The organism is Rhizobium sp. NXC14 (assembly GCF_002117485.1).
Lineage (GTDB): Bacteria > Pseudomonadota > Alphaproteobacteria > Rhizobiales > Rhizobiaceae > Rhizobium.
This window is the reverse complement of record NZ_CP021030.1, coordinates 3,107,687-3,130,094: the sequence shown is the minus strand read 5'-3', so window position 1 is coordinate 3,130,094 and position 22,408 is coordinate 3,107,687. Positions and strand designations below refer to the sequence as shown.

The 22,408-nt window shown below is 61.6% G+C and carries 16 protein-coding genes and 1 pseudogene; 6 read left to right on the top strand and 11 right to left on the bottom strand.

Translation table 11 applies throughout. From position 1 onward, the window contains the following. Window positions 1–56 precede the first annotated feature (56 nt). The 4 genes from NXC14_RS15420 to trxB all read right to left on the bottom strand — a co-directional run bounded on the left by NXC14_RS15420 (window position 57) and on the right by trxB (window position 4,069). Window positions 57–1,181: an alkene reductase gene (locus tag NXC14_RS15420; protein ID WP_085780139.1), complete on the bottom strand. Its 1,125-nt coding sequence runs from the start codon at window positions 1,179–1,181 to the stop codon at window positions 57–59. Between the two features lie 147 nt (window positions 1,182–1,328). Continuing rightward, entirely contained in the window at window positions 1,329–1,622 is a 294-nt protein-coding gene (locus tag NXC14_RS15415) for a metalloregulator ArsR/SmtB family transcription factor (RefSeq protein ID WP_085778880.1), read from the bottom strand. Window positions 1,623–2,175: 553 nt separating this feature from the next. Then, window positions 2,176–3,072 (bottom strand): LysR family transcriptional regulator VtlR, encoded by an 897-nt coding sequence (locus NXC14_RS15410; protein WP_085778879.1) that lies wholly within the window; start codon window positions 3,070–3,072, stop codon window positions 2,176–2,178. 22 nt (window positions 3,073–3,094) lie between these two features. Beyond that, entirely contained in the window at window positions 3,095–4,069 is a 975-nt protein-coding gene (trxB, locus tag NXC14_RS15405) for a thioredoxin-disulfide reductase (RefSeq protein WP_085778878.1), read from the bottom strand. Window positions 4,070–4,299: 230 nt separating this feature from the next. On the opposite strand from trxB, the gene NXC14_RS15400 reads away from it, so the two are divergent. Continuing rightward, window positions 4,300–4,767 carry an Lrp/AsnC family transcriptional regulator gene (locus NXC14_RS15400; protein WP_064695956.1) on the top strand — a complete coding sequence of 156 codons (468 nt, stop codon included), beginning with the start codon at window positions 4,300–4,302 and terminating at the stop codon, window positions 4,765–4,767. Window positions 4,768–4,773: 6 nt separating this feature from the next. On the opposite strand, the gene NXC14_RS15395 is transcribed toward NXC14_RS15400, so the two are convergent. Both NXC14_RS15395 and NXC14_RS15390 read right to left on the bottom strand, forming a co-directional pair. After that, window positions 4,774–6,120 (bottom strand): sigma-54 dependent transcriptional regulator, encoded by a 1,347-nt coding sequence (locus NXC14_RS15395; RefSeq protein ID WP_085778877.1) that lies wholly within the window; start codon window positions 6,118–6,120, stop codon window positions 4,774–4,776. Between the two features lie 3 nt (window positions 6,121–6,123). After that, window positions 6,124–7,998, bottom strand: coding sequence for an ATP-binding protein (locus tag NXC14_RS15390; RefSeq protein ID WP_085778876.1), 1,875 nt, complete (start codon window positions 7,996–7,998; stop codon window positions 6,124–6,126). 224 nt (window positions 7,999–8,222) lie between these two features. On the opposite strand from NXC14_RS15390, the gene NXC14_RS15385 reads away from it, so the two are divergent. Beyond that, window positions 8,223–9,557: a dicarboxylate/amino acid:cation symporter gene (locus tag NXC14_RS15385; protein WP_085778875.1), complete on the top strand. Its 1,335-nt coding sequence runs from the start codon at window positions 8,223–8,225 to the stop codon at window positions 9,555–9,557. Between the two features lie 243 nt (window positions 9,558–9,800). Here the strand turns inward: NXC14_RS15385 and NXC14_RS15380 are convergent, their stop codons facing one another. Continuing rightward, entirely contained in the window at window positions 9,801–10,859 is a 1,059-nt protein-coding gene (locus NXC14_RS15380; RefSeq protein WP_085778874.1) for a glycosyltransferase family 4 protein, read from the bottom strand. A 26-nt stretch (window positions 10,860–10,885) separates the two neighbouring features. Next, window positions 10,886–11,362: a transcription elongation factor GreA gene (greA, locus tag NXC14_RS15375; RefSeq protein WP_085778873.1), complete on the bottom strand. Its 477-nt coding sequence runs from the start codon at window positions 11,360–11,362 to the stop codon at window positions 10,886–10,888. Between the two features lie 266 nt (window positions 11,363–11,628). Here greA and NXC14_RS15370 point away from each other — a divergent pair, with 266 nt between their 5' ends. After that, window positions 11,629–12,861, top strand: coding sequence for a putative DNA modification/repair radical SAM protein (locus NXC14_RS15370; RefSeq protein WP_085778872.1), 1,233 nt, complete (start codon window positions 11,629–11,631; stop codon window positions 12,859–12,861). Further along, on the top strand, window positions 12,861–14,315 hold the full coding sequence (locus NXC14_RS15365) for a UdgX family uracil-DNA binding protein (protein WP_085778871.1): 1,455 nt from the start codon (window positions 12,861–12,863) through the stop codon (window positions 14,313–14,315). The genes NXC14_RS15370 and NXC14_RS15365 overlap by 1 nt, the downstream gene beginning before the upstream one ends. A 109-nt stretch (window positions 14,316–14,424) precedes the next feature. On the opposite strand, the gene carB is transcribed toward NXC14_RS15365, so the two are convergent. Both carB and NXC14_RS15355 read right to left on the bottom strand, forming a co-directional pair. Continuing rightward, on the bottom strand, window positions 14,425–17,913 hold the full coding sequence (gene carB, locus NXC14_RS15360) for a carbamoyl-phosphate synthase large subunit (RefSeq protein ID WP_085780138.1): 3,489 nt from the start codon (window positions 17,911–17,913) through the stop codon (window positions 14,425–14,427). Window positions 17,914–18,082: 169 nt separating this feature from the next. Further along, the gene (locus NXC14_RS15355; RefSeq protein ID WP_085780137.1) at window positions 18,083–19,111 is read right to left on the bottom strand and encodes a zinc-dependent alcohol dehydrogenase family protein; all 1,029 of its coding nucleotides are present in this window, start codon (window positions 19,109–19,111) and stop codon (window positions 18,083–18,085) included. A 439-nt stretch (window positions 19,112–19,550) separates the two neighbouring features. Here NXC14_RS15355 and NXC14_RS15350 point away from each other — a divergent pair, with 439 nt between their 5' ends. After that, window positions 19,551–20,468: a neutral zinc metallopeptidase gene (locus NXC14_RS15350; RefSeq protein WP_085778870.1), complete on the top strand. Its 918-nt coding sequence runs from the start codon at window positions 19,551–19,553 to the stop codon at window positions 20,466–20,468. 183 nt (window positions 20,469–20,651) lie between these two features. Here the strand turns inward: NXC14_RS15350 and NXC14_RS15340 are convergent. Next, window positions 20,652–20,831: pseudogene (locus tag NXC14_RS15340) on the bottom strand (aldo/keto reductase); the annotation flags it as partial. 225 nt (window positions 20,832–21,056) lie between these two features. On the opposite strand from NXC14_RS15340, the gene NXC14_RS15335 reads away from it, so the two are divergent. Further along, on the top strand, window positions 21,057–22,301 hold the full coding sequence (locus NXC14_RS15335) for a TCR/Tet family MFS transporter (protein ID WP_085778868.1): 1,245 nt from the start codon (window positions 21,057–21,059) through the stop codon (window positions 22,299–22,301). The last annotated feature ends 107 nt before the right edge of the window (window positions 22,302–22,408 follow it).

Genomic DNA, 22,408 nt, shown 5'->3' with positions numbered 1-22,408 from the left:
CCATCCTGAGAAATCCCGCCTCTCGGCGGAATTTCTCGATTCGTACTCAGGCAGCCTCAGGCAACCTTTTCGAGGGCGGGATAGTCGAGATAGCCCTTGGCGGTGCCGCCGTAGAAGGTCGATTGGTCGGGCGTGTTGAGCGGCAGGTTCTTTGCTAGCCTTTCGACGAGATCGGGATTGGCGATGAAGGGTTTGCCGAAGGCGATCAGATCGGCGCGGCCGCTTTCGGCGGCGTACATTGCGAGATCGCGGTCATAGCCGTTATTGACCATCCAGCTGGCCTTGCCGCCGGCCTTCTCATAAGCCTGGCGCAGCGCCTTGTAATCGAAGGAGGGGTTGTCGCCCTGCCGGTAATCACGGTCGCCGCCGGTCTGGCCTTCGATGACGTGGATATAGGCGAGGCCGTATCTGGCCAGCCCCTCGACGACATGGGTGAAGGTCGCCTGCGGATTGGAATCGTAGCTTTCGCCAGAGGGCGTTACCGGCGAAATGCGGATTGCGGTGCGGCCTGCGCCGATTTCCTTCACGATCGCATCGACGACCTCGAAGGTGAGGCGGGTGCGGTTTTCGATCGAGCCGCCATATTGGTCGGTGCGGTCGTTGACGCCATCGCGGATGAACTGATCGAGCAGATAACCATTGGCGCCATGGATCTCGACACCGTCGAAGCCGGCGTCGATGGCGGCGCGGGCCGCCCTTCGGTAATCCTCGATGATGCCGGGAATTTCGGACGTTTCGAGCGCGCGCGGCTCAGAGGTATCGGCAAAGCTGCCGCTGCCGTCGGCATTGACCAGATAGGTCTTGGCCTTGGCGATACGATTGGTCGAGGAGACCGGCTTGCCGCCGTCCGGCTGCAGCGTCGTGTGCGAGATGCGGCCGACATGCCACATCTGGACGACGATCCTGCCGCCGGCTGCGTGGACGGCGTCGGTCACCCGCTTCCAGCCGTCGAGCGCTTCCTTGCTGTAAAGGCCAGGCACGTCGGCGTAACCCTGGCCCTGATGAGTGATCGCGGTCGCTTCGGTGATGATCAGACCCGCGGTGGCGCGTTGGCGGTAATATTCGACATTGAGGTCATTGGGGATAGCACCCGGCGAGCGGTTGCGGGTGAGCGGCGCCATGACGATGCGGTTCTTGACTGAGATGTCGCCGACCTTGGTGGGTTCAAAAAGCTTGGCCATGATGGTCCTTTCTTTTGCGGGAGGATCACTCTGCGGGGCGAGGGCGGCCCGGCCCTTAGCGGAGAGATAGGTGAACGCCGTCGCACCCAGGCTGATGAGGGCCATCAGGGCTGCGGCGAGTGGAACGCGGGTGACGAGAAGGGCATTCTAGAGATCCTGTGTCAGCTGCTTGAGGAAAGCAGCGATCGCTTCTTCGTTGCGCTTGTAGAAGATCCACTGGCCGACGCGTCTGGTGGTGACGAGGCCGGCGCGCTGCAGGGTTCCGAGATGAGCCGAGACGGTGGATTGAGATAGGCCGCAGCGCTCGAACTGGCTGGCGCAGACGCCCATTTCAAAGGGATGCTCCTGCGTAGGGAAATGTTCCTCGGGATTCTTCAGCCAGCTCAGAATGTCCATCCGGGTGGGGTGGGCGAGGGCCTTGATAATCTCGTCTCTGTCCATCGTTGTTTGCCGAACTATAAATCGTGTTTGAACGATATATTGATCGTTGAATGCCGATATGCAAATCACGGAGACGTGAGGCGGCGGCTTTTGTCGATTGAGCAAATTTTGGGCAAAAAAAGAGGGCCACCGGAAAACCAGGGCCCTTTGAATTGTGAAGGTCAATAACCTCCAGAGGGGAACAGCTAATGCGGTGGAACTGGGAGAGAAACCACGAAATGCATCAGCTGAGTTGGATATGGTGCTTCCTTAGGCAGGTTTCAATGCTTTTTTGTGCATGCCTGCTATGCGCCGCACAAATTTTTTGCGGCGCGGCATTTGTCGAGGCGGCAAGGCAAAAAAAGAGGGCCGCTGGAAAACCAGGGCCCTTATAAGTGTGAAGGTTCAAAAACCTCCAGAGGGGAACAGCTAATGCGGTGGAACTGGGAGGAAAAGCCACCATGTGCATCAGCTATGTGCGATATGGTGGTTTAATGGGCAAACGGCAACCCTCATTTGTGCATGCCAGTCATGCGCCCACCGCATAGTATCGAAATCATTCCATAAATCTGGCTTAAAAATTCCAGTTTCTGGCTTTGCTGACAATGAAATCGCGGAAAGCTTTCAGCTTGGCGGCATTCTTGATTTCGTCAGGATAGCAAAAATACGTGTCGAACGACGGTACGTCGGCATTGATCGGCAGCTGAATAAGTCCAGGATCGCGGCCAACGATATAGTCCGGCAGGCAGGCAACGCCGATTCCGAGCAGGCAGGCGCGCTTGATCGAAGTCTGGCTGTTGATTTGGAGATGCGGGATCCGTTTGTTGTCGGACGAACGGCCAGCCACTTCGAGCCAGTTGACATCGAGCAGGTAACTCGGCGCCGGTTCGCCGAAGGTGATAATGCGGTGATTGTCGAGGTCCTCGATCTTCTGAGGTTCGCCATGGCGGTTGATGTAGGAAGGTGCCGCATAGACGTGCATGTGCACGGTGAAGAGCTTGCGCTGGATGAGGTCGGACTGCTGCGGCTGACGAAGGCGGATTGCGCAGTCGGCGTGGCGCATGTTCACATCCACTTCCTCATTGTCGAGGATGAGCTGGATCTGCACATCGGGATAAAGCTGCAGGAATTCCTGGATCTTGTCGGTCAGCCAGCCCTGGCCGAGGCCGACAGTCGTGGTGACGCGCAGCTTGCCGGACGGCGTCTCGGTCGTCTCGGTCAACTGCATCTTGACGGTTTCGAGCTTCAGCAGCACGTCATGCGCGGTGCGGTAGAGCAGTTCGCCCTGTTCCGTCAGGATCAGGCCGCGCGCATGGCGGTGAAACAGCTTGGTGCCGACATCCTGCTCCAGCGCGCTCACCTGGCGGCTGATGGCGGATTGGGACAGATGCAGTTTATCAGCCGCATGCGTGAACGAACCCGCCTCGGCAGCTGCGTGGAAGATACGCAGCTTGTCCCAATCCAATGGCATTCCCCCACCCCTCATGCCGGTTTTACTCCGCGGCCACGGCGACGGGCATGTGGCCCGTCAGGTAGCGCTCGGCTTCGAGTGCTGCCATGCATCCCATGCCGGCGGCGGTAATCGCCTGGCGGAACGTATCGTCGGTCACGTCGCCGGCGGCATAGACCCCTTCCAGGCTGGTCGCGGTCGAATCAGGCGCCGTCCAGAGATAGCCATTGTCCTTGAGCTTCAGCTTGCCCTTGAACAGCTCGGTTGCCGGGGCATGACCTATGGCGACGAAGACGCCGTCGACCGGCATTTCGGCGATCGCGCCGGTCCTGACGTCGCGCAGGCGAGCGCCGGATACGGATTGCGGCATCGGTGGCTTGGCCGGCGTGCCAGTGATCTCGGCCACTTCGGTGTTCCACAACACCTTGACGTTTTCTTTCGCGAACAGGCGCTCCTGCAGGATCTTTTCGGCGCGGAAAGAATCGCGGCGGTGAACGACGGTTACCGACTTGGCGATGTTGGAGAGGTACAGCGCCTCTTCGACGGCGCTGTTGCCGCCGCCGACCACGATGACATCCTTGTTGCGATAGAAGAAGCCGTCGCAGGTGGCGCAGGCCGAAACGCCGAAGCCCTGGAAATGCTGTTCGCTCTCGATGCCGAGCCACTTTGCCTTGGCGCCGGTGGCGACGATCAGCGTATCGGCGGTCCAGACCTGGCCGCTGTCGGTGCGGGCGAGGAAGGGGCGCTGGTTGGTGTCGACTTCGGTCACTAGATCGTTGACGATCTCGGCGCCGACATGTTTTGCCTGCTGCAGCATCTGGTCCATCAGCCACGGACCCTGGATCGGATCGGCAAAGCCGGGATAGTTCTCGACATCGGTGGTGATCATCAACTGGCCGCCCTGTTCGAGGCCGGCGATCAGAACCGGCTTCAGCATGGCGCGCGCGGCATAGACCGCGGCAGTATAGCCCGCAGGTCCGGAACCGATGATGAGCACCTTTGTGTGGCGGGCGGGCATGTCATTTCCTTTCGACTGGCAGGAGGGCGGCGGCTAAAGTGCGATTACGGCCGTTTCGCGGTCCATGCGCCATTTATGAACGTCCAATGCTTTTATTCAAGGGCAGCCTTGCATTACCAACAAGGCAATCGCCTTGCTGTGCAAGAATCCGTCATCGGCTTGAAACTTTCTTGCGTATTCCGCCGCTTTATATAGAAGGTCGCCGCGAAGAATTAAAGAAAGGCCATGATGTGGGTCGCACGGAACTCGACGTCATCGACATAAAGATCCTCCGGGAGCTGCAGGCCGACGGCCGCATGACCAATGTCGAACTCGCCGACCGTGTCGGCATATCGGCGCCGCCCTGCCTGCGCCGGGTGCGCAAGCTCGAAGAAGCCGGCATCATCGAGGGCTATCACGCCATGCTGAATAGCCCGAAGCTCGGCTTCGATCTGGTTGCTTTCTGTATGGTCGGCCTCAAACACCAGTCGGAAGGCAACCTCAAGGCGTTTGCCGCCGCCACCACCGAATGGCCGCTGGTGCGCCAGGCCTGGATGGTCTCGGGCGACAGCGATTTTCTGCTGCATTGCGTGGCGGAAAATCTCACCCATTTCCAGGATTTCGTCATCGAGATTCTGACGGCGAACGAACATGTCGACACCGTACGCACCATGCTGACGATCCGGCAGGTGAAGAAGCTGGGACTGGTCGAAGTCTGACACGGTCTATTTGCGCGAGGCATAGCCCCCCCGGTTGATGCCGTGGCGCTGCAGCTTGTCGTAAAAGGTCTTTCTCGGAATGCCGAGCGCTTCGATGGTGCGGCGCACGTCGCCGTCATTCGCCGAAAGCGCGTCGCGGATGATCTCCGCCTCGTAGCGTTCCAGCCGTTCGGGCAACGTGCCGCCGGTCGGCTGCGGGGGAACGAGCGTCGCTCCGCCGCCCTCAACGCCCAGCACCACCCGTTCGGCATAGTGGGAGAGCTCGCGGACGTTGCCCGGCCATGTGTGGGTGACAAGATGCCGCCGAACATACTCTGAAAGCTGCGGGACATCGCGGCGGAAGCGCTCGGCCGCGCGGGCGGCGAAATGGGAAAACAGCAGCGGAATATCGTCGCGGCGCTCCCTCAGCGGCGGAATGGAAATCGTCACGACATTCAGCCGGTAATAGAGATCCTCGCGAAAATCGCCGCGCACCTCGGGATCGCCGAGGTCGATCTTGGCGGCTGCGACGACGCGCAGATCCACCGGGCGCACCTCGTTGGTGCCGAGCGGGGTGATTTCGCGCATCTCCAGCACTCTCAGCATCTTGACCTGCGTGGCCAGAGGCATGCTCTCGATCTCGTCGAGGAAAAGCGTGCCGCCGCTTGCATGTTCGATTCGGCCGGTGCGGCGCTTCTGCGCGCCGGTAAAGGCGCCGGCCTCGTGGCCGAACAGCTCGCTTTCGATGACCGTTTCGGGTAGCGCCCCACAGTTCAGCGCCACGAAATTGCCTTTCCGGCGGTGGCTCCACTGATGCAGGATCTGCGCGACCACTTCCTTGCCGCTGCCGGTCTCGCCGGCAACGAGCACGTCGACGTCGGTATCGGCAATGTGGCGAAGAATCTTTCTGAGATTCTCCATGACGGGCGTCTGGCCGATCAGCGGCAAAGTCTCTTGCGCATCTTCGGCTGCTTTGCGCAGCATGCGGTTTTCCAGAACGAGCCGACGTTTTTCGCTGGCGCGGCGCACGCTCTGGACGAGCCTGTCGGCAGGGAAGGGCTTGGCGATGAAATCATAGGCGCCATCCTGAATGGCCTGTACGGCCATCGGAATATCGCCGTGGCCGGTCATCAATATCACCGGCAGGTCGGCATCCATGCCTTGCAGCATGGCGAAGAGTTGCAGCCCGTCGATCTCGGGCATGCGAATATCGGTGACGACGGGGCCGGCGAAGTCCGCCGGCAGGTCCGCCAGCGCCGCCTTGGCGCCATCATAGGTGAAAACGGAGAAGCCGGCGAGCTCCAGCGTCTGGGCTGTGGCGCGGCGCAGGTCCCTGTCGTCGTCGATCAGCGCAACCGGGCTCCGTGTGTCCATGACCTAAGCCTTCCTCAGATGAACGATGAACCGGCTTCCTTCGCCATTGCTCTCAACCTCCATCCGGCCGCCGTAATCGCCGACAATATCCTTGGAGATGACGAGCCCGAGGCCGAGACCACTCTCCTTCGATGTGTTGAACGGCGTGAACAGGCCCTTGCGGATTTCAGGCGAAATGCCGGGGCCGTTGTCGACGACCGTCAGGGTCACCATGTCCGCATCGGTTGATGTTCTGACCTCGACGCACCCCGCCTCAGCCTTCGGCGCCACTGCCTCCAGGGCGTTCTGAAGCAAATTGATGAGCACCTGCTCGAGGCGGATCCGGTTTCCCATGACCTGCAACGCGGCCGGCGGCAGCTCGATGTCAAGCGTATCCATGCGGCCGGCAAAGCGGCTGCGCAACAGCATCACCGCCCCCTCGATGACTTCCCTCAGGCCAGTCGGCTCGGCACTGCTGCGGCCCTTGCGGGCGAAGGTCTTCAGCTCCTCGGTGATCGTGCCGATGCGCTCCGTCAGCGCTGCGATGTTCTGAAGATTTTCGCCGGCACGCGCGGTTTGACCGCGCTCGAGGAAGGTGCGGGCATTGTCGGCATAGGCGCGGATGGTCGCCACCGGCTGGTTGATCTCGTGGGCGACGCCGGCGGCCACCTGGCCCAGGATTGCCAGCCGGTTGGCCTGCACCAGATCCTGCTGTACCGCCTGGAGCTTCTGCTCCGTGCTGCGGTGACCGGTGATCTCGGCCTGCAGGCGATCCCGGGCCTGGCTGAGATCGAGCGTCCGCTCGGCTACGCGCCGTTCCAGTTCTTCGCGCGCCTGCTGTTCGCTGAAGATCCTGAGCGTGATCGTCTGGCGGCGGCGCAGGAGGAAGGCGGCGCCTGCCAGAAGCGGCAAAAGCAAGAGCAGCGCCAGCATGCGCGTTTCGCGGACCGCCGCATCGAGGGACGGCCCCAGCGCTACAAGATGCTGCAGATGCCACCTGGTTGCGGGGACTGGCATCGCGACCCCAAGGAAGCTGGTTTTTCCGGCGCCGCCGGGCATGACGATCTCGACGACGTCAAGCCGGTCGCCCACATGTCGGACGATATCGAGCGGCAATGGCTGAAGCGGCGCATCACCAAATTGCACGCTCTCGCGGATCGCCGTCAGCCGATCCTCGGCGATCCGGCCGATCGTCATGAACCGCCATGAGGGAACGCTTGTTATGAGGACGATGCCGCGATCGTCGATGACGTAGGACGGTGCGCCCGAGGCATTCCAATCCGCCTCAACATCGTCGAATTCCACCTTGACGACGACGACGCCCAGAAGACCGCTGCTGCCTGATATCCGCTGGGAAATATAAAGGCCCGGCTTCTTGCTGACCGTCCCGAGCGCGAAATGTTCGGCCTGTCCTTCGGTGACCGCGCCCTGGAAGTATTCGCGAAAACGATAGTCATTGCCGACGAAGCTCGTCGGTTCGCGCCAATTGCTGGCCGAAACCGCGATGCCGTTCTTGTCTATGACGTAGATGACGGCAGCCTTCGTGCCGGCAGCCAGCGTCTCCAGCTTCCGGCTGAGCTCATCGAACGTGGCGGCGTCGCGCCCCGCCAAGGCGGCGCCGAGCGCGGTATCCTGCGACAGCACGAAGGGCAGCGCCCGGTATTTTTCGAGGACCGTGCGCAGCAGCGCTACATTCATCCTCGCATCGGTGCGTGCTTGTTCCTCCAGGGCCGCCTCTGCCCGCCGCCGGCCGATCTCGCCGCTGACCCAGAGGCTTGCGAGGACGGCCGAGAGGGCGAGCACTGCATAGGCCCACCACATCCGGCGGATGCGGTGCTGCAAGGGCAAGGAGGGCCAAGGCCTTTGCGAGACTGACAAGGACATGGGGGATTTGTGCATCTTTCCGCACGAGACGCAAATAGATTTGTGTGGTTTTTCGCATCTCCTTAAAGACCCAAGGGCCTATGGAAAGTTTTTATGCAGGAAATACAACGCTCTAGAAAGGCTACTCGAAACTGGCACGGCGCTTGCGAAAGAGATGGCAACAACGGCTGAGCTGTTGGAGTGAAGCGAACGGCTCGGGAGGCCGGAGTTCGTTCCGGACGAGCCTTTAGGAGGACATCATGATCGCAGCACCATTCGATGCAGTCGCGGACAGCAAGCGCAGAAAACCCTTTTATGCCCATCTTTACGTTCAGGTTCTCGCCGCCATCGCCGCGGGTATCCTGCTCGGCCATTTCTACCCCGAACTCGGCACGCAGCTGAAGCCGCTCGGCGATGCCTTCATCAAACTCGTCAAGATGATCATCGCGCCGGTCATCTTCCTGACGGTTGCGACCGGTATTGCCGGCATGAGCGACTTGAAGAAGGTCGGCCGCGTCGCCGGCAAGGCAATGCTCTACTTCCTAACCTTCTCGACCTTGGCGCTCGTCATCGGCATGGTCGTCGCCAATGTCATTCAGCCCGGCGCGGGCATGAATATCGATCCGGCTTCGCTCGACCCGAAGGCCGTCGCAACCTTTGCCGAGAAGGCGCATGAGCAGAGCATCGTCGGCTTCCTCACGAACATCATCCCCACGACGATTGTCGGCGCCTTTGCCGATGGCGATATTCTGCAGGTATTGTTCTTCTCGGTGCTGTTCGGCATTGCGCTCGCCATGGTCGGCGAAAAGGGTGAGCAGGTCGTGACCTTCCTCAATGCGCTGACGGCTCCTGTCTTCAAACTTGTCGCCATCCTGATGAAGGCCGCCCCCATCGGTGCCTTCGGCGCCATGGCCTTCACAATCGGCAAGTACGGCATCGGTTCGATCGCCAACCTCGCCATGCTGATCGGCACCTTCTACATCACCTCGCTGCTCTTCGTTCTGGTCGTGCTCGGCGCCGTCGCCCGCTATAACGGCTTCTCGATCCTGGCGCTGCTGCGCTACATCAAGGAAGAGCTGCTGCTGGTTCTCGGCACCTCGTCGTCCGAGGCCGCACTGCCAGGGCTGATGAACAAGATGGAAAAGGCCGGCTGCAAGCGCTCGGTCGTCGGCCTCGTCATCCCGACAGGCTATTCCTTCAATCTCGACGGCACCAATATCTACATGACGCTGGCCGCCCTTTTCATTGCCCAGGCAACCGGCATCCAGCTCTCCTGGGGTGATCAGATCCTGCTGCTGCTCGTGGCGATGCTGAGCTCGAAGGGGGCTGCTGGAATCACCGGCGCCGGCTTCATCACGCTTGCCGCGACGCTCTCCGTCGTGCCCTCCGTGCCAGTCGCCGGCATGGCGCTTATCCTCGGCATCGACCGCTTCATGTCGGAATGCCGGGCGCTGACCAACCTCGTCGGCAATGCGGTCGCGACGATCGTCGTGGCACGCTGGGAAAAGGAACTGGATACCGCGCAGCTCGCCGCAGCTCTCGGCGGCCAGACGGAAGAGGCGGCACCGGCCGGCGGACTTCAGCCCGCCGAATAGACCAGCCGATCGTTGGTAATCCTTGCAGCGGCCCGTTCCACAACGGGCCGTTCGCGTATCGAGAATTTCGTTCTCTCGTCGTCATTCCCGGCCATTGTGCAGCCTTGTGCCTAGGATCTGCTACCGACCCGAGGCAGATGCTCCGGACAACCGGGGGACAAGCCCGAGCATGACGAAGGAGGGTCGGCGGACTTTCTTCAGCGGCCCCAGGCCCGTTATCCAACGAGCCCGGTTTCGTTCCGCTCAGCCGCGATTATCGCCGAGTAGGCGATCGTAGACGGCGCCGATCGCGTTTGCTTCCTTCTCCAGAGCGAAATTCGACCTGACATGGCGCAACGCATTCTCGCCATGGGCAATCGCGAGAGTTGGATTTGCGATGTAAGGGGCGATGGCCCGCGTCAGCGCCTCACCATCGCCGGCGGCCACCACCGAGCCGGTCTCGCCTTCGGCGATGAGTTCGGCATAGGCGCCGGCGTCCGATGCCACCACCGCGGTCCGCGACGCCATGGCTTCGAGCGGCGTCAGACCGAAGCCCTCATTGCGGGAAGGGGCTACGTAAAGCGTCAAACGGCGATACCAGATTTTGATATCGGGCACTTCACCGAGGAAAAGGATACGGTCGGCGAGGCCCGCGGCGGCGACATCGGCCTTGAGCTTTTCGCCGAAGGCGGTGTGCTCCGCCGTCACGCGGCCGGAGACGACGGCCGTCCATTCGGGGTGCTGCGGCAAGAGGTCGATCATCGCTTGGACGAAGAGATCGGTGCCTTTCTGATGACGCACGCGGCCGAAGCAGCCGACGAGATAGCGTCCGCGCAGCCCGGTGGCGCCAATGCCATCGTCGGCCGTTTCCGGCGGGTGGAACAAGGAAAGGTCGACGCCGTGCTGGATGACCGTGTGAGGCACCTCGAGAAAGGAGCCGGAACGGTCGCTGGTCGCGATTACCGCATCCATGCGGCGGATCAGCCATCTCGTATAGGCGGTGTGACGGCGTTGCGCGGCCGAGGTGAAGAGCAGCTTCAGCGGCATGCGCAGGACATGACGAAGCAGGATGCCGACGGCCATCTCATTGTTGCGGCGGGCGTGCCAGACGCGGTGACGGCGCCGGGCCGGCGGGCGCCAGAGCCCGAAAAGCTGCGCCCAACTCAGTTTTGGCAGGCCCTCCGGCAGGCCCGGCCCGAGCGTTGCTATGCGCATGCCAAGCCGGATCTGGCACGGGATGAGCTGGACGATGGTCGAGGTGACGCCGGAGAGCCGGCGCTTGAAATTGGGCGCGATGATCTCGACGTCACGAATGTCCGGCAAGGATGGATCTCATGTCTGGCGGGCGATCAGCCCCAGGAAACCTGGAGGATTTCATAGGCCTTGGAGCCACCGGGCGCGTTGACCTCGATGGAATCGCCGACTTCCTTGCCGATCAGCGCACGGGCGATCGGGGAGGAGATGGAGATGCGGCCGGCCTTGACGTCGGCTTCCTGGTCGCCGACGATCTGGTAGGTCTTTTCTTCCTCGGTGTCCTCGTCGACGAGCTTCACCCTGGCGCCGAACTTGATCTTGTCGCCCGACATCTTGGTGAGATCGATAACTTCGGCGCGCGCCGTCAGGTCTTCCAGCTCGGTGATGCGACCCTCGTTGTGGCTCTGGGCTTCCTTGGCTGCGTGGTATTCGGCATTTTCGGAAAGGTCGCCATGGGCACGGGCTTCGGCGATCGCCTCGATGATTCGGGGACGCTCTTCCTGCTGACGCCAGCGCAGTTCTTCCTGCAGCTTGACGAAACCACCCTGTGTCATCGGTACCTTATCAACCATTTTTCTGTCCTTCACTCCTTGCGGCCGCCCGTCTTGCGTCAGCACAGTCAGGCACACACAAAAGAAAACAGGTCCCGAAGGGGAGCTTCGGAACCGTGCCACAATCATAGTTGCATGCTTATAGCAGATCGCCACGGCTGATTTCCAGAAAATTCGCATAAATGAAACCCAACCCGCTGGTACGTCAGGTGATGTGCGCCAAAACGGGGCATAAGCGGGGACGTCGGGATTGACTTTGCAACCAAGAACATATAGTGAACATTCTAATGAAGAAGTCGCTAACCGAACGTTTGGCCATCCTTTCAGACGCCGCGAAATACGGTGCTTCCTGTGCTTCCAGCGGCACAGTGAAACGCGATTCGCGCAGAAGCGGCGGACTGGGTTCGACCGAGGGGTCCGGCATCTGCCATGCCTATGCTCCGGATGGGCGGTGCATTTCGCTTCTGAAGATCCTGCTCACCAATTTCTGCATCTATGACTGTGCCTATTGCGTCAATCGCTCCTCTAGCAATGTCGAGCGGGCACGCTTCACGGCGGAGGAGGTCGTCTGGCTGACGCTCGAATTCTACCGCCGCAACTATATCGAAGGCCTCTTCCTGTCCTCCGGTATCATTCGCTCTTCCGATTACACGATGGAGGAGCTGGTCCGCATCGTGCGTGAGCTGCGGGTAACCCACAATTTCCGCGGCTATATCCATCTCAAAGCGATCCCTGAGGCGTCGCCGCATCTGATCGAGGAGGCGGGGCTTCATGCCGACAGGCTGTCGCTCAATATCGAACTGCCGACCGATAGCGGGATTTCCCGTTTCGCACCGGAGAAGAAGCCTGCCAGTATCAGGCGATCGATGGCTGATCTCAGGTTGAAGATCGAGGCTGCTGATGAACCGACGCTTAAGACCAAAAAACGACAGCGTTTCGTCCCGGCCGGCCAGAGCACGCAGATGATCGTCGGCGCGGACGGGGCCAATGATGCGACGATCCTGGCGAGCAGCGGCCGGCTCTATAGCAGCTATGGCCTGAAGCGCGTCTATTATTCCGCCTTCAGCCCTATCCCCGACGCCTCTAAAAACCTGCCGCTGATCAAGCCGCCGCTGATGCGCGAACACCGGCTTTACCAGGCCGACTGGCTCTATCGATTCTACGGTTTCGGCGTCGAGGAAATCACTGCAAACCAGGCGGGCGGCATGCTCGATCTCAATCTCGATCCGAAGCTTGCTTGGGCGCTTGCCAACCGAGGCGAATTTCCCGTCGACATCAACAAGGCCGAGCGCGAGCGGTTGCTGCGTGTTCCGGGTCTCGGCACTAAGACGGTGAAGGCGATCGTTTCGGCGCGCCGTTTTCGCCGCCTGCGGCTCGACGATCTCTCGCGGCTCGGCGTCTCGATCAAGAAAGTTCAAGCCTTCATCTCAGCGGAAGGCTGGTCGCCCCGACGGCTGATCGACCGCCCGGACCTGCGCGCCATGTTTGAGCCGCAGCCTGAACAATTGTCGTTGCTGTGATGCGCAGGGTCGTGCTTGCGGGACGCGGAGATTTAGGCGAATGGCGGGATGCCGCGCGCGCCTTGGCAGCCGCCGGCATATTGCCCGAGGAGATCGACTGGCGCGGAAAAAGCGCTGAGGCCGATCTTTCGTTTCAACGCGATGCCATGCCGCCGGAGCCTGCGACATCACGCAAGCCGATGACGGTGCCGCCCGCTTTCATCGAGCTTGCGGAGACGGTTCTCTGCCATTCCGATCCCGCGCGATTTTCCTTGCTTTACCGTCTGCTCTGGCGGCTGCAATTGGACCGGCGACTGCTTGAAGTGGCTTCCGATGAGGATGTCTTGCGGGCCAGGCTGATGGCGAAGAATGTTCGGCGTGACGCGCACAAGATGACAGCCTTCGTCCGTTTCAAGGAAGTTGGTGCGGTATCGGCAGCGCGTCGGAAATTCCTCGCCTGGTTCGAGCCCGACCATCATATCGTAAGGCGCACGGCTCCGTTTTTCCAGCGCCGTTTCAACGACATGGACTGGCTGATTGCTACGCCCAAGGGGTCGGCCGCCTGGGACGGCGATCGGCTGACAATTGCCGACGAGCCATGCGACAGACCTAATCTCAGCGATGCCACCGACGAGCTCTGGCGTACCTACTACGCCAATATCTTCAACCCGGCGCGTTTGAAGGTGAAGGCGATGCAGGCGGAGATGCCGAAGAAGTACTGGAAGAACCTGCCGGAGGCCGATCTCATTCCTGGCTTGATTGCATCGGCCGAAAGCAAGGTGCGGGAGATGGCGGCGCGGGAGGCGACGCAATCGCTGCCGTTCCACGACCGCTTGCAGCAGGCGGCACGCAATCTCCCGGCAGAACCTGAGGCTCCAGCGGGCACGCTGGAAGCACTGCGCGCGGAAGCCGCCGTCTGCACGCGCTGTCCACTGCATGCCAATGCCACCCAGACCGTGTTCGGGGAGGGGCCGCGCGATGCGCAGGTGATGTTTGTCGGCGAGCAGCCGGGCGACCAGGAGGATATTGCGGGCCGCCCCTTCGTCGGACCTGCCGGCAGGCTTCTCGATCAGGTGATAGCAGAGGCCGGCATCGACCGATCGAGGCTCTACGTCACCAATGCGGTCAAACATTTCAAGTATGAGCCGCGTGGCAAGCGGCGCATCCACCAAAAGCCCAATATGAGCGAGGTGAAGCATTGCCGCTGGTGGCTCGATCGGGAGCTGGCGCTGATCAAGCCGAAACTGATTGTCGCAATGGGGGCAACGGCGCTTGCGGCGCTGACCGATGTGAAGGAACGGCTGCAGGATGTCAGGGGAAGGGCGATGGCGATCGAAGGAGGGCGTACGCTCTTCGTCACCGTGCATCCATCCTATCTGCTGCGCATTCCTGACGAGCGGCTGAAGGCAGAGGAACTGGCGCGGTTTCGCGAGGATATGATCGAAATTCAGCGGCTTATGGTCTTAGCCGCATAAATTGATTCCGGCGAAATAGCGCCAGCGCCCATCGAGCGATGGCGCTATCTCTTTGTTTTTACGCAATCCAGCAAGACTGCGGCACAGTTCTGCTGGAATTGCTCTCATGTCAAGCGAAGTAGCTCTGCAGCGGCCGGACTTCGAGATTGCCCGCCCTCAGCGCCTTGATCGCCTGAGCGGCGGCTTCGGCGCCGGCCATCGTCGTGTAATAGGGCACCTTCTGCATCAACGTTGCGCGGCGCAGTGACTTGGAATCCGAGATCGCCTTGTTGCCGTCCGTGGTGTTGATGACGAGCTGGACCTGGCGGTTGCGGATCGCGTCTTCGATGTGCGGACGGCCTTCCAGGACCTTGTTGATCTTGGTGGCGGTGATGCCGTTTTCGCCAAGGAAGCGGGCGGTGCCGCCGGTTGCCAGCACCTTGAAGCCTTCTTCGACGAGGATGCGGATCGCCGGCAGCACGCGCGCCTTGTCCTCATCACGCACGGAGACGAAGACTGTTCCATCACGCGGCAACTCGACGCTGGCGCCGAGCTGCGACTTGGCGAAGGCCAGGGCAAAATCGGTGTCGAGGCCGATTACTTCGCCGGTCGAGCGCATTTCCGGGCCGAGCAGCGTGTCGACGCCGGGGAAGCGGGCGAAGGGGAAGACGGCTTCCTTGACAGCGATGTGGGTGAGCTTACGCGGATCGGGCTTCTGCCCATAGGCGGCGAAGGTCGCGTCGAGCGTCTCGCCGGCCATGACGCGGGCGGCGATCTTGGCGATTGGCGCGCCAATGGTCTTGGCGACAAAGGGCACGGTGCGCGAGGCGCGCGGATTGACTTCGAGAACGTAGACAGTGCCGTCCTTAATGGCGAACTGGACGTTCATCAGGCCGCCGACATTGAGCGCCTTGGCCATGGCTTTGGCCTGGCGCTCCAACTCGTCGAGCAGTTCGACCGGCAGCGAACGCGGCGGCAGCGAGCAGGCCGAGTCACCGGAATGGATGCCGGCTTCCTCGATATGCTCCATGATGCCGGCGACATAGACGTCGGTGCCATCGGAGAGGCAGTCGACGTCGACTTCGATCGCGTGGGTGAGGTAGCTGTCGAAGAGCAGCGGATTCTTGCCGAGCAGCGTGTTGATCTGGCCGGTCTTGTCGTTGGGATAACGCTGCTTGATATCCTCAGGCACCAGTTCCGGAACCGTATCGAGAAGGTAGGTCTGCAGCTGGCCTTCCGAATGCAGGATCTGCATGGCGCGGCCGCCGAGCACGTAAGACGGGCGCACGACAAGCGGGAAGCCGATTTCGGCGGCGACGAGGCGGGCCTGCTCGACCGAATATGCGATGCCGTTGTTCGGCTGGTTAAGATCGAGTTTCATCAGAAGCTTCTGGAAGCGGTCGCGGTCTTCGGCGAGGTCGATCGCGTCAGGCGCGGTGCCGAGGATCGGAATACCGTTCTTCTCGAGCGCCTCGGCGAGCTTCAGCGGCGTCTGGCCGCCGAACTGGACGATGACGCCGACGACTTCGCCCTTCTCCTGTTCGGCGCGCAGGATCTCGATCACGTCTTCGGCCGTCAGCGGCTCGAAGTAGAGGCGATCCGACGTGTCGTAGTCGGTCGAGACGGTTTCGGGGTTGCAGTTGATCATGATCGCTTCATAGCCAGCATCCTTCAGCGCGAAGGCGGCATGGCAGCAGCAATAGTCGAACTCGATGCCTTGGCCGATGCGGTTCGGGCCGCCGCCGAGGATGACGACCTTCTTGCGGTCGGAGACTTGAGCTTCCGAGCGGGCGGCGCCGACGAAGGGCGTCTCGTAGGTCGAATACATATAGGCCGTAGGCGAAGCGAATTCGGCCGCACAGGTGTCGATACGCTTGAAAACCGGACGCACGTTCAGGCTGTTGCGGAGTTCCGCGACTTCCTTCGGGCGCTTGCCGGTCAGGGTCGCCAGCCTCGCGTCGGAGAAACCCATGGCCTTCAGCATGCGCAGGTTCGCGGCATCGCCGGGCAGGCCATGCTCGCGGATGCGGGCTTCCATGTCGACGATATTCTTGAGTTCGGCGATGAACCAGGGATCGATCTTGCAGCCTTCATGCACCTCTTCGATGCTGAGGCCCTGGCGCAGCGCCTGGGCGACCATGCGCAGGCGGTCCGGCGTCGGCGTGCCGATGGCTGCGCGGATGGCGTTCTGGCTGGATTCCCCTTCTTCGAAATCGGGGATCTCGATTTCGTCGAGGCCGGTCAGGCCGGTTTCGAGGCCGCGCAGCGCCTTCTGCAGCGATTCGGCAAAGGTACGGCCGATCGCCATGACTTCGCCCACCGATTTCATCGCCGTGGTCAGGACCGGGGAGGCGCCGGGGAATTTCTCGAAGGCGAAACGCGGGATCTTGGTGACGACATAGTCGATGGACGGCTCGAAGGAAGCCGGCGTTGCGCCGCCGGTGATGTCGTTTTCCAACTCGTCGAGCGTGTAGCCGATGGCGAGCTTCGCGGCGACCTTGGCGATCGGGAAGCCGGTGGCCTTGGAAGCGAGTGCCGAGGAGCGCGAGACGCGCGGGTTCATTTCGATGACGACGAGGCGGCCGTCCTTCGGATTGACGGCGAACTGGACGTTCGAGCCGCCAGTCTCGACGCCGATCTCGCGCAGCACCGCGATCGAGGCGTTGCGCATAATCTGGTATTCCTTGTCGGTCAGCGTCAGCGCCGGAGCGACAGTGATGGAGTCGCCGGTATGAACGCCCATCGGATCGATGTTCTCGATCGAGCAGATGATGATGCAGTTGTCCGCCTTGTCGCGGACCACTTCCATTTCATACTCCTTCCAGCCGAGCACCGATTCTTCGATCAGCACTTCGGTAGTCGGCGAAGCGTCGAGACCGCCGCCGACGATCTCGAAGAATTCCGAGCGGTTGTAGGCAATGCCGCCGCCGGTGCCGCCGAGGGTGAAGGAGGGGCGGATGATGGCGGGCAGGCCGACATGGTCGAGTGCCTGGGCGGCGATCGCCATGGCATGGTTCAGGTAGCGCTGCTTGCGGTCGCTCTCGCCAAGATTCCACTGGTTTTCCAGCTCGTCCAGCGCCTTGTCGAGGTCGGGACCGGAGAGGCTTTCGCGCAGTTTGGTGCGCTCGGCTTCGTGCGTCTTGCGGTCCAAATCCTTGATGTCGGTGGCGTTCGCCAGCATCGAGCGCGGCGTTTCAAGGCCGATGCGTGCCATAGCCTCACGGAACAGCGCGCGGTCTTCGGCCATGTCGATGGCCGCCGGCTTGGCGCCGATCATCTCGACATTGTAGCGGTCGAGCACGCCCATGCGCTTCAGGGATAGGGCTGTATTCAGTGCCGTCTGGCCGCCCATGGTCGGCAGCAGCGCGTCCGGGCGCTCCTTGGCGATGATCTTCGCGACAACTTCCGGGGTGATCGGCTCGACGTAAGTTGCGTCTGCCAGCCCGGGGTCGGTCATGATCGTCGCCGGGTTGGAGTTGACGAGGATGACGCGGTAGCCTTCTTCTCTCAAAGCCTTGCAGGCCTGGGTGCCGGAATAGTCGAATTCGCAAGCCTGGCCAATGACGATCGGTCCCGCGCCGATGATGAGGATCGATTTGATGTCTTGGCGCTTCGGCATGGCGATATCCATTTTCTGGCTGCGCAGAAAACCGGCCAGGGTGGGAGATCACCGGGTCGGTTGCGCATGCTGGGTCTTTTCAGGCTAGAAGCGGCTTATAGGCAAATGTATTTGCAAACGGAACCCCATAAATCGCGGAATCGACAGGAATTCGAACCGGCGCGGACGCCTATTCCCGGCCGGGGATGACGAGTGCCCGGATTTCGCCGCTGCGCGCCGGATTGACGATCGCGTCTGGGGCTTCTGCAAGCCCAATCCTGCGGGAGATCAACGGCTCGACCTTGATCCTGCCGGAGGCGATCAGATCGGCGGCGCGGCCATGGGTGAAGGGGTTGACGAAGGAGCTTATCAGCCTGACTTCGCGAAACAGCAGGTCAAAAGGCTCGATCTCGATTTTTGCCCCCTGCGGCATCACGCCGAGAATGACGGCAGTGCCGCCGCGGCGGGCAAGCCGCGGCGTCTGTTCCATGGTTTCAGCGACGCCGGCGCATTCGAAGACGACGTCGGCGCCGCCGGGCAGCAATCCGTCTGCGGCGGTGATGCGGGCAACGATATCGCCGTCGCCTGGATCGGCCGTTGCCGTGGCGCCGAGGATTTCGGCCAAGCGTCGTTTTTCGGCGCTGCGCGTCACCAGCACGACGCGAGTCGCGCCGGCGAGCCTGGCCAACTGAAGGGTGAGCAGGCCGATCACGCCGCCACCGAGCACGATGACTGAGGCGCCGGCGTGCAGCCCGGCAAGATCGACGCCGTGGATGCAGCAGGCGAGCGGCTCGCAGAAGGCGCCGTGGAGCGGATCAAGATCGGTCGGCAGCGCAAAGGCCTGGCTTTGCGGCATGCAGACATAATCGGCAAAGCCGCCGTCGCGGTGAATGCCGATCGCCTGCAGGTTCCGGCAGAGATTGACTCGGCCGCGCCGGCATTCCCCGCAGCCGCCGCAGGAAATGTTCGGATCGCCGGTCACCCGCATGCCGGGGCGGAAATCGGTCACATCAGGTCCGACGGTCTCGACGATGCCGGCGAATTCATGGCCGAGCGTCACCGGCGGCTTCGACGGAAATTCGCCGTGGAAGACATGGCGGTCGGTGCCGCAGATGCCGCAGGCCTCGATCCGGACGAGCAATTCACCCGGGGCTGGTATCGGGTTTTCGACTTCGCAAAGCTGCAACTGTCCTGTCGCTTGCAGGCGCACCGCCTTCATCGCCATCTCCTCCTGCATTCTCCCCTTTCACCAGGAAGAGCGAAAGCGGGAGTCTCGTCAAGCGGTTGAGGCATCTTCTTTACGTGATGGGACGCATGTTGAGGCATGGCTGCGGCCGACCGAACTGACGGAACAATATCCTCTCCCTGAAGTTTTCGAGCCGAGAAACTGGAGGCTGTGATGATGGATCCAAAAGACAAGGAACCGGCAGAAGGCTCGCGGGACACCGTGGATAGTGAGCTAGCACGTCAGGGGGAGGGCAAGCCGCATGGCAGCGGCAAAAGTGGCGGACAAAAGGGACCGGCGCAGCCAAGCCCGAGGAAAAAGTGAGCGGTTCAACCGCCCGTATTGCAGGCGGACGAAGCCGCTGGAATTCCTCGTGCTGGCGGTTATATAAATTCCTTGAGTGCAAGCACGGGCATTGCCGGGGAGAACGAAAATGGAATGGAGAGGCCGGCGTCAGTCCGACAATGTCGAGGATCGTCGCGGCGAGCCCACCGGCGGCGGTTTTGGCCGTGGCGGTGGTTTCAGCTTTCCCTCAGGCGGCGGTGTTCGCCGCGCCGGCGGTGGCTTGAGCATTGGCACGATCATCTTCCTCGTCGTCATCTATCTGATCTTCAAGGCGATGGGCATCGACCTGATGCAGGTGCTGGACACCGGGGGCATGTCCAGCGGCCCCGGCTACGAGCAGAGCGAATCCGGCGCCCGCACCCCCGCCAATGACGAAATGACTGCTTTCGTGCGGACCGTCCTTGCCGAGACCGAGGATACCTGGAACGGCATTTTCCAGGCACAGGGCCGGGATTACGAGGAGCCTCGGCTCGTACTCTTCTCCGACCAGACGCAGTCGGCCTGCGGCTTCGCCTCTGCCGCGACCGGTCCGTTCTATTGCCCTGGAGATCATAAGGTCTATCTCGATACGGCCTTCTTCCAGGAGTTGTCCGATCGCTTCGGCGCATCCGGCGATTTTGCCGAAGCCTATGTCGTTGCGCATGAGGTCGGCCATCACGTGCAGAACCTGCTTGGCATCCTGCCGAAGTTCAACGAGGCCCGTCAGCGCATGAGCGAGGAGGAGGCCAACAAGATGTCGGTCCGCGTCGAGCTGCAGGCCGATTGCTTCGCCGGCATCTGGGGCAAGTATACCCAGCAGAAGGGTATCCTGGAGGCGGGCGATCTCGAGGAGGCGCTGAATGCCGCACAGCAGATCGGCGACGATACGCTGCAGAAGCGCTCGCAAGGTTACGTCGTGCCCGAGAGTTTCAACCACGGCACCTCGGCGCAGCGCGTCAGATGGTTCAAGCGCGGTTTCGACAGCGGGCAACTGACGGCGTGTGATACGTTTTCGGGGCCAGTTTGAGGTTCCAGACCTGCCGGGCAGCCCCCTCATGCGACCCTTCGGGCCACCTTCTCCCCGAGGGGAGAAGGGATTGCCACGACGTCTCGACTCCCTCTTCTCCCCTCGGGGAGAAGGTGCCCGTAGGGCGGATGAGGGGGCTGCAAAGCAAGGCGTTCATTTGCAATCTCTTCAAATCCTCCCGCGTTACCTCTCACTGTCCATATGCTGCAGCAAATGTTCCGGATAACGCCCGCCCGCAGCCGCATCCTTCGGCACGACGCGTTCAATGGCGGCGAAATCTTCTGCCGACAGATCCACCGCAAGTGAACCGAGCGCCTCAGTCAACCGGTCGCGGCGGCGGGCGCCGATGAGGGGAACAATGTTCTGCTTGGATTGATCTGGATGCCGCGGCGATTGCAAGGGAGTTTTATTGCTACGATTCGCCGGAACGACGGTGCGCGTCTACCGGTTGAGGCCCTGACGATTTTCCCGTAGAACTCCTGAGATGCTTCCGGATGTTCACCGATTGTTTCAGTTTCTTTTCTGAGCTATGTCACTTTCCGGCGACGGAGATCGTCTTTTCAGAAACAGCTGCTGTAGAGATGCCTCATGCTTGATCCGAGATTCGTTCGCCGCGGCCTTTTCCTGGTCTTCGTCATCCTCTTCCTCGACATTATCGGCATCGCCATCATCATGCCGGTGCTGCCCGCCTATCTGGAGCAGCTGACCGGCGGCAGCGTCAGCGATGCGGCGATCGACGGCGGCTGGCTGATGCTCGTCTATGCCGGCATGCAGTTCCTGTTCGCGCCGTTGCTCGGAAACCTGTCCGACCGCTTCGGCCGCCGGCCGATCCTTCTGCTTTCGGTGCTGACCTTCGCCATCGACAACTTCATCTGCGGCATCGCCACCAGCTTCTGGATGCTGTTCGTCGGCCGCGTGCTTGCCGGCATCAGCGGCGGCAGCTTCGCCACCTGCTCGGCCTATATCGCCGATATCAGCACGGAGGAGAACCGCGCGAAGAACTTCGGACTGATCGGCATCGCCTTCGGCGTCGGCTTTACCATCGGCCCTGTCATTGGCGGATTCCTCGGGGAATTCGGCCCACGCGTACCCTTCCTCGGCGCTGCCGCTTTGTCGCTTCTCAATTTCATCGCCGCCTGCTTTCTGCTGCCGGAAACGCTGGAGGCGAAGAACCGCCGCCGCTTCGAGTGGAAACGCGCCAACCCCCTCGGCGCGCTGCGCCAGATGCGCCATTACCCTGGCATCGGCGGGGTCAGCCTCGTCATGTTCCTGTTTTTCCTGGCGCATGCCGTCTATCCCTCGGTCTGGTCCTTCGTCTCCACCTACCGCTACGGTTGGAGCGAGGGCCAGATCGGCCTGTCGCTCGGCATTTACGGCATCGGTGCTGCGCTCGTCATGGGCCTTGTCCTGCCGCGGATCGTGCCTGTGCTTGGCGAGTGGAAGACCGCGCTTCTCGGCCTCTGTTTCTCGGCTGCAGGCTTGACCGGCTATGCCTTCGCCTGGGAGGGCTGGGTGGTCTATGTCGTCATCGTGGCGACCGTCATCGAAAACGTCGCCGATCCGGCGCTGCGCAGCATTGCCGCCGGGAAGGTGCCGCCTTCGGCGCAAGGCGAGTTGCAGGGCGCGCTGACCAGCCTCAGCAGCATCACCACCATTGTCGGGCCATTGATCTTCACGCAAATGTTCGGCTATTTCACGCGGCCTGAGGCGCCCGTCACCTTTGCCGGTGCGCCGTATCTCACGGCTGCTGTGCTCATTGTTGTGGCCGCCGGGGTATTCCTCACGAGGGTTCGAGCCGGGGAGCCGGCCGAGGCGCTGGAAGGTGTGGGCTGAACCGATCAGAAATGGTGATGGTATGATGAATTTTTCATCATCTGCCTGTTTTGGGGTAGTTCTTTGCGGGGCTTTGATTTAAGCCCGAGTGATATTTTTGCGCCACT